The sequence below is a fragment of the Nonomuraea deserti genome, assembly GCF_004348685.1.
In the GTDB taxonomy this organism is placed as follows: domain Bacteria; phylum Actinomycetota; class Actinomycetes; order Streptosporangiales; family Streptosporangiaceae; genus Nonomuraea; species Nonomuraea deserti.
In genome coordinates, this window is record NZ_SMKO01000302.1 from 1 (window position 1) to 8,058 (window position 8,058).

7 protein-coding genes are annotated in these 8,058 nt (G+C 72.6%); 3 read left to right on the top strand and 4 right to left on the bottom strand.

The window, feature by feature from the left end:
* From edd to zwf, 3 genes are all read right to left on the bottom strand, one after another.
* On the bottom strand, positions 1-1,812 hold a 1,812-nt coding region (edd, locus tag E1292_RS48290), incomplete at its 3' end, for a phosphogluconate dehydratase (protein WP_132606531.1).
* The gene (locus E1292_RS52035; protein WP_165975146.1) at positions 1,809-1,967 is read right to left on the bottom strand and encodes a hypothetical protein; all 159 of its coding nucleotides are present in this window, start codon (positions 1,965-1,967) and stop codon (positions 1,809-1,811) included. The genes E1292_RS52035 and edd, both read right to left, overlap by 4 nt.
* A complete protein-coding gene (gene zwf, locus E1292_RS48295; protein WP_281284164.1) occupies positions 1,964-3,499 on the bottom strand; it encodes a glucose-6-phosphate dehydrogenase in 1,536 nt (511 codons plus the stop codon). Before zwf ends, E1292_RS52035 begins: the two co-directional genes overlap by 4 nt.
* Before the next feature lie 141 nt (positions 3,500-3,640).
* Here zwf and E1292_RS48300 point away from each other — a divergent pair, with 141 nt between their 5' ends.
* Positions 3,641-4,846, top strand: a complete 1,206-nt coding sequence (locus E1292_RS48300) for an ROK family transcriptional regulator (RefSeq protein WP_132606533.1) — start codon at positions 3,641-3,643, stop codon at positions 4,844-4,846.
* Here E1292_RS48300 and E1292_RS48305 read toward each other — a convergent pair.
* Positions 4,843-6,417, bottom strand: coding sequence for an ATP-binding cassette domain-containing protein (locus E1292_RS48305; protein WP_132606534.1), 1,575 nt, complete (start codon positions 6,415-6,417; stop codon positions 4,843-4,845). The genes E1292_RS48300 and E1292_RS48305 overlap by 4 nt on opposite strands.
* Before the next feature lie 73 nt (positions 6,418-6,490).
* Here E1292_RS48305 and E1292_RS48310 point away from each other — a divergent pair, with 73 nt between their 5' ends.
* Together E1292_RS48310 and E1292_RS48315 are read left to right on the top strand one after the other, a co-directional pair.
* Positions 6,491-7,180: a TetR/AcrR family transcriptional regulator gene (locus E1292_RS48310; RefSeq protein ID WP_132606535.1), complete on the top strand. Its 690-nt coding sequence runs from the start codon at positions 6,491-6,493 to the stop codon at positions 7,178-7,180.
* 524 nt (positions 7,181-7,704) lie between these two features.
* Positions 7,705-8,058, top strand: a 354-nt coding sequence (locus E1292_RS48315; RefSeq protein WP_220447430.1) for a hypothetical protein, incomplete at its 3' end; no start/stop codon positions are given.

An 8,058-nucleotide genomic window follows, 5' to 3' on the forward strand; every position in this document is an offset into this window, starting at 1 on the left:
GGCCCCCAGCTCCGCGTGCCCCGCCATCCGGCGGAAGGCGGCGAACAGCTCGCGTCCCGTCCCCACCCACTGCGCGTCGCTCAGCGGCCGCCCCTCCGGCGTACGACCGGCCAGCTCCTCGGCGGGCACCAGCAGCTCCAGGGCACCCGCCGCCGAATCGAGCCTGACGACGTCGCCGTCGCGCACCAGCGCGATCGGCCCGCCGTCAGCGGCCTCGGGCGACAGGTGGATGGCCGCGGGCACCTTGCCGGACGCGCCGGACATCCGCCCGTCGGTCACGATCGCCACCCGCTGCCCCCGGTCGAGCAGCACGGCCAGCGGCGAGGTCAGCTTGTGCAGCTCGGGCATGCCGTTCGCGCTCGGCCCCTGGTAGCGGATGACCGCCACGAAGTCCTGCCCGTCCAGCTCACCCGCCTCGAACGCCTTCAGCAGATCGAGCTGGTCGTCGAAGACCTTGGCCGGCGCCTCGATCACCAGGTGCTCGGACTTGACCGCCGACACCTTGCTGACCGCGCGGCCCAGGTTGCCCTCGACCATGTGGATCCCGCCGTCCGCGGCGAACGGCCCGGCGGCGGGACGCAGCACGTCCAGGTCGGCGCTGCCGCCCGTGACCGGCGACCAGAGCAGCTCGCCGTCCACCAGGGCGGGCGCCTCGCGGTAGCGGTCGAGGCCGCGTCCCGCGACGGTGAGCACGTCGGCGTGGAGCAGCCCCTCGTCCAGCAGATCACCGATGAGCACCTGCATGCCGCCGGCGTCGCGGAAGTGGTTCACGTCCGCCTGGCCGTTCGGGTAGACCCTCGTGAGCGACGGCACCACCCGCGACAGCCCGGCCAGGTCGTCCCAGGTCAGTACGATCCCCGCGGCGGCCGCCATGGCCACCAGGTGCAGCGTGTGGTTGGTCGAGCCGCCGGTCGCCAGCAGGGCGACGCAGGCGTTCACCATGGCCTTCTCGTCGACCACCTCGCCGATCGGCGTGTACTCCCCGCCGTGCGCGGTGATCTGCACGGCCCTGCGTCCCGCGGCCCCGGTCAGGGCGTGGCGCAGCTCGGTGTGCGGGTTGACGAACGTGGAGCCCGGCAGGTGCAGGCCCATCACCTCCATCAGCGCCTGGTTGGAGTTGGCGGTGCCGTAGAAGGTGCAGGTGCCGGGGGAGTGGTACGACCTGGCCTCCGCGTCGAGCAGCTCGTCCCTGCCCACCTTGCCCTCGGCGAACAGCTGCCGGGTGCGGGCCTTGACCTTGTTCGGCAGGCCGGACGTCATCGGCCCGGCCGGCACGAAGATCGCCGGCAGGTGCCCGAAGTGCAGCGCCCCGATGAACAGCCCGGGCACGATCTTGTCGCACACGCCCAGCAGCAGCGTCGCGTCGAACATGTCGTGCGACAGCGCGATCGCGGTGGCCATGGCGATCACGTCGCGGCTGTAGAGGGACAGCTCCATGCCGGGCCGCCCCTGCGTGATGCCGTCGCACATCGCGGGCACACCGCCCGCCACCTGCGCCACGCCTCCCGCCTTGCGCACGGCGGCCTTCAGCTCCTGCGGGTACGTCTCGTACGGCTGGTGCGCGGAGAGCATGTCGTTGTAGCTGGTCACGATGGCCACGCCCGGCTTCGCCGTGCCGCGCAGAGCGGGCTTGTCCTCGTCCGGCGCGGCCGCGAAGCCGTGCGCCAGGTTCGCGCAGCCGAGGTGCGCCCGCGCGGGCCCCTTCGCCCGCGCGGCCTCGCCGTCACGGCGGATCCTCGCGAGGTACGCGGTCCGGCTGGCGGCGCTGCGCTCGGCGATCCGGTCGGTGATCTCCTGAATGACGGGGTTCATGCACGCTCCTTCGTCGGGCCGGTGAACCCGAGGTCGCTCCGTGTGATGACCGGCCTGGTGAACGGCCTGCTGACGGTCCTGGTGATCGGCCTGCTGACCGGCCCGAGGACCGGCCCGAGGACCGGCTGGGCGATCGGGCCGCCGTGGTCGTTCACGCGTCCTCCTCGTGCCACGTACGACCGCTGCGGCCGAGCAGTTCGTGGGCTCCCGCGGGGCCGGTCGTTCCCGCGGGGTAGGGCTCGGGCAGCTCGGCCTGCGACTCCCAGGCGTGCAGGATCGGGTCGATCCAGCGCCAGGCCGCCTCCACCTCGTCCCGCCGCATGAACAGCGTCGGGTTCCCGGCCAGCACGTCGGTCAGCAGCCGCTCGTACGCCTCCGGCACCCGCGTCGTGAACGTCTCGCCGAAGCTCAGCGACAGCGGCACCGGCTTCAGCGTCACCTCGCCCGCGCCCGGCTCCTTGGCCATGATGTGCAGCTGGATGCCCTCCTCCGGCTGCAGCCGCAGCACCAGGCGGTTCGGTGCGCCGCCGGGGTAGATGGAGTGCGGAACGTCCTTGAACTGCACCACGATCTCCGAGCGCCGGTACGGCATCCGCTTGCCGGTGCGCAGGTAGAACGGCACCCCCGCCCACCTCCAGTTCTTCACCTCGGCCCGGATCGCGGTGAACGTCTCCACCCGCCGCGAGGCCTCGGTCGGCGGCGTGGAGGCGGGTTCGTCGAGGTAGCCGGGCATGCCGTCCGCCCCGACGTACTGGCCGCGCACGGTGAAGCGGTCGACCTCGGTGCCCGTGATCGGCCGGAGCGCCTGCAGCACCTTGACCTTCTCGTCGCGGACGGCCTCGCGGTCGCTGCGGGCCGGCGGCTCCATCGCGGTCAGCGTGAGGAGCTGGAGCAGGTGGTTCTGCACCATGTCGCGCAGCGCGCCCGCGTGGTCGTAGTAGCCGCGCCTGCCGGGCGTCCCGACGGTCTCGGCCGCGGTGATCTGGACGTGGTCGATCCACAACGAGTTCCAGATCGGCTCGAGGAAGGCGTTGGCGAAGCGCAGGACCAGGAGGTTCTGGACGGTCTCCTTGCCCAGGTAGTGGTCGATGCGGAAGATCTGGTGCTCGTCGAAGATGGCGCCGACCTCGTCGTTGATCCGCTGCGCGCTCGGCAGGTCGTGGCCCAGGGGCTTCTCCAGGACCACGCGCGAGCGCGGCGTCACCAGCCCGGCCTCGTGGAGCTCGCGGCAGAACGGCCCAAACGTGCGGGGCGGGCTGGCCAGGTAGAACACCCGGTCGCGCCGCTCGTGCCCGGCCAGCAGCCTGGTGAGCGCGCCCCAGCCCGCTGTGTCCGTCCCGCCGGCGTCGCCACCGGCGTCGCTACCGGTGTGTCTGCCGACGTCGACCGAGACGTGGTGCAGGCGGCCGAGGAAACGCTGCCAGCCGGCCTGGTCGTCGGCCGGCACCTGGTCGCGCACCTCGGCGTCCACCTTGCCGCGGAAGTCGGCGTCGGTCAGCCCGCCCCTGGACAGGGCGATGACACGGAATTCGGGGGAGAGCCGGCCGTCCCTGTCGCTGTGGTAGAGCGCCGGGATCAGCTTGCGCATGGACAGGTCGCCGGTCCCGCCGAAGACGACGAGGTCGGCGGTGTGCGTACCGGGGTGGTCCGCGGGCTGGTCCGCGGGTGTGGTCGAGAGGGGGGACACGGTTGAGGGCTCCATGATCTACCAAGCAGGGACAGAACGGACAATAACCAGAGTTCGGTTCGCACACAAGCTGAGTTTTGGCATCCGAGATAAAAAAGTCTCGACTTTTCATGACCTAACCCCATGTGGTTCACTTAGCCGATGCCTCGACGTACTGCCGCGACCCTCGCCACAAGTGGTGAGGTGCTCCGCCTCATCCGCTCCGGAGAGGCCGTGACCCGCGGCGATCTCGGCCGGGTGACCGGCCTGTCACGTCCCGCGGTGCAGTTGCGCGTCGGCGAGCTGCTGGAACGCGGCCTGGTCGTGGAGCGCGCCGACGCCCCGTCCACCGGCGGGCGGCCACCGGTCCGGCTGGAGTTCAACGCCTCGGGAGGCGTGGTGCTGGTGGCGGCGCTCGGCGCGAGCCGCACCAGGGTCGCCGTCTGCGACCTGGCCGGGCACGAGATCGACGGCCGCGAGTTCGCGATGGACGTGGAGCAGGGCCCCGACGTGGTGCTGCCGCTGCTCATGGACACCTGGGACGAACTGCTCGGCGGGCGTCCCCGCTCGATGGTCGCGGGTGTCGGCATGGGCGTGCCGGCGACGGTCGAGTTCGCGCAGGGCCGCACGGAGAGCGCCCGCGTGATGGCATCGTGGACCGGCGTGGTGATCCCGCCGATCATCCGCGAGCGGTTCCCCGTCCCGGTGCTCGTCGACAACGACGTCAACGTGCTGGCCATCGGCGAGCACCGCGGCGCCTACCCCGACCTCGACGACCTGATGTTCGTGAAGATCTCGACGCGGATCGGCGCGGGCGTCGTCGCCGGCGGCGGAATCCTGCGCGGCGCGCTGGGCGCCGCGGGGGAGATCGGGCACATCCCCGTGCTCGACGGCGGCGACGTGCTGTGCCGGTGCGGCAACACCGGCTGCGTCGACTCCGTCGCCAGCGGCACCGCGCTGCTGCGCGACCTTCGGGCACGCGGCAAGGCCGTCACGACGATCGCCGACGTGACGGCGCTGGTGCGGGCGGGCGACGCCGAGACGATGGCCACCGTGCGCGAGGCGGGGCGCAGGATCGGCGAGGTGCTCGCCGGGGCGGTCAACATCCTCAACCCGTCGGTGGTGGTGCTGGGCGGCGACGTCGCCGAGGCGTTCGGGCCGCTCGTGTCGAGCATCCGCGAGGTCGTCTACCGCCGCTCCACCGCCCTCGCCACCCGCAGGCTGCGCATCGAGCCGAGCCGGCTCGGCGCGGGCGCCGGCATCAGCGGGTGCGCGGTGATGGTGCTCGACCACGTGCTGTCGCCCGAGGCCGTCGACGAGGCCATGACGGTCTCCGCCCTGCGCCCGGAGCGCGCGGCCTCCGGCTAGAGGTCCCAGCGTGCCTCGGAGCTCTCCTGCACGCCCCCGTCCGCGCGGAAGATCAGGTGACGGTCGAGGTCGGCGGCGAACCACCGGTCGTGCGTGACCACCAGCACCGTGCCCGCGAACCCTGACAGCCCCCGCTGCAACGCCTCCGCGCCGGCCAGGTCGAGGTTGTCGGTCGGCTCGTCGAGCAGCAGCAACGTCGCCCCCGACAGCTCCAGCAGCAGGATCTGCAGCCGGGCCTGCTGCCCGCCCGACAGCGTCTCGAACGGCTGCCCGCCCGCCGGCGCCAGCTCGTAGCGCGCCAGCGCCGCCATCGCCTCGTTGCGGGTCATGGCGTGCTCGCGCATCACGACGTCGGCCGCGGCCCGCCCGCGCAGGTCGGGCCGTTCGTGGGTCTGCGCGAAATGCCCTGGCGTGACCCTGGCGCCCAGCCGGGCCACGCCGGTGTGGGCGATCGGCTCGCCGGCCAGCAGCCGCAGGAAATGGGACTTGCCGGTGCCGTTCGCGCCGAGGACGCCGACGCGCTCGCCGTACCGGATCTCCGCGGAGAACGGCCGCAGCAGCCCGCTCAGCTCCAGGTCCTCGCACATGACCGCCCGCTTGCCGGTGCGGCCGCCGCGCAGCCGCATGCGCACGTTCTGCTCCTTCGGCGCGCGCTCGGGCGGCCCGGCCCGCTCGAACCGCACCAGCCTCGTCACCGCCGACCGGTACGCACCCGCGAGCGCGTCGTTGTTCGCCGAGCGCTGACGCAACGTGTGCACCAGGCCGCGCAACCGGGCTCGCTCGTCCTCCCAGCGCCCGCGCCGCTCCTCGAGCCGCTCGGCGCGGCGCCTGCGGGCCTCGGCATAGCCGGCGAACCCGCCGCCGTGCACCCACGCCCCGCGCCCTTCCACCGTGATGATCCGGTCGGCCGTCTCCGCCAGCAGCCACCTGTCATGCGAGACGAGCAGCACCGTCTTGGCCGACTCCCTGATCGCCCGCTCAAGCCACTGCTTGCCCCGCACGTCGAGGAAGTTGTCCGGCTCGTCGAGCAGCAGGATCTCGTCTGGCCCGCGCAGCAGCGCCGCCAGCATGAGCCGCTTCTGTTCGCCGCCTGACAGCGTGCCCACCCCTCTGTCCCGAACCCGTGGGTAGGGCAGCCCCAGCGCCTCGGTCGTGCACACGTCCCACACGACCTCCAGGTCGTAGCCGCCCGCGTCGGCGTAGTCGGCGATGGCCTGGGCGTAGGCGAGCTGGCGTGGCTCGTCGTCGCGCAGCACGATCGCCGACTCGGCCGCGTCCAGCGCGGCGGCCGCCTCCCGGACGCGTCGCGGCGCCACGCTCAGCAGCAGGTCGTGCACGGTGCCCGAGCCGAGGAACTGCCGCATCACGCCGATGCCGCCGCTGCCGGAGATCCGGCCGTCGGCCGGGGCGAGTTCGCCCGCGATCAGACGTAGCAGCGTGGTCTTGCCCGCGCCGTTCGGACCCACCAGCGCCGCCTTGGCGCCGTCGCCCACCTTGAACGACACGTCATGCAGCAGCGGTCGCCCGTCGGGCAGCAGATAGGCCAGCCCGCTCACCTCGATGTGCCCCACCCGGACCTCCACTCGACCAGCGTTCTACAACTAGACCATCGATCGAGTATCTCGTACAACGTATTATCTCCGGGTGGACACCGTGTGGTCGCGCCCCCCGAAGGCGCCCAGGCAGACGCTGACGCTCGGCAAGATCGTGGCCGAGGCGGTGGCGCTGCTCGACGAGGAAGGCGTCGGGCGGCTGACCATGCGCCGCCTGGCCGAGCGGCTCGACACCGGCTCGACCACCCTCTACTGGCACGTCAAGACCAAGGACGACGTTCTCGACCTGGCTCTGGACGCCGTCTTCCACGAGGTGCGGCTGCCCGGCCGCGAGGCCGGCTGGCGGGCGGCGGCGCGCGAGCTGATGAGCGGATGGCGGGGCGCGCTGCTGCGCCACCCCTGGTCGGCCACCATCCTCGACCGGCCGCTCATGGGCCCGAACGCGCTGGAGCGCACCGAGTTCCTGTACGAGACCCTGGCCGAGGCGGGCTTCCCCGCGCCCAAGATCGCCGCCTACAGCCTGGCCAACTACGTCATGGGCTCGGTCATCATGCAGGTCACATGGCAGGAGCGCGACGAGGGCGGCACGGGCGCCTTCCTGAAGGAGCGCGCGGACCTCTATCCGTCCCTCGCCGAACACGGTCTCGACTTCCCCGGCGGGCCCGCGAGCGACCCCTCCGCCGAGTGGGACACCACGTTCGCCGAAGGTCTCGGCTACCTCCTCGACGGGATGGAGCAGGCCAAGGAAGCGCGGCGACGCGGGACCGGCCGGCCCGGCTGAACCGGCTCGTCCCGCGCTCTGCCCTCAGCACACGACGTCCCCGGCCTCCTCGCGGGCCTGCATGGGCAGCATGGGAAGGCGTAGGCGGGACAGAAGGTCTGCTGCGATACGGGCGACATGTCGCCCCGGCACACGGCCGGCAGGGCGCGTCGTCACGGCGAGCAACCCGTTGGCCTTCACGACCGGCCAGGACGGGCGGCCACTGGGGGCGGCGTGTGCGGTGCCGCCGGCTTGCCGTAAAGGGAGGGGCGTCGGCCAGAACGCGGGCGGCGAGGCAGCCGCGCGACGGGCGGTGCTGAGCCGCACCGGTCCGAGCGAGACGCTATCGAGCGGATCGGTCGGGCGCGGACGGGACGCTGTCGAGCGGATCGGGCGCGGACGGACGCCGAGGTGGGCCGTTCGAGCGGGACGTTACCGAGGGCGATGGTGGGTGTGGGCGGGGTGCCGAGGTGGGCCGGTTCGAGAGAAGTCGCAGGCGAACCTGATCAGTTCAAGGGTGATGGCGTCGAGGCGCGAGGTTCGGGGTGGGCGTCGTCGGGCTGACCACACTCGGGGCGGAGAAGCCCGAGGTGGACGTGTTCGGGGCGGACAAGCCCGGGATGGACGAGTTCGGGGTGGAGCGGTTGGAGAGAGATCGCGCCGAGCCGGACCGCGGCGCGGTGGACTTCGCCCTGGCGCGCTGTGCCGAGGCGGAGCGCGTCGCTGTCAGCTCGGAGGAGACGGACCGCGCGACGACGGGCTGGGCAGACAGGACGGCGGCGGACGGGGCGTCGCGCGAGCCAGACCGGGCGGTGCGCGAGCCAAGCCGGGCGGTGCGCGAACCGGGCGGGGTGGTGCGCGAGCCGAGCCTGGCGGTGCGCGGGCCGAGCCGGGTGGTG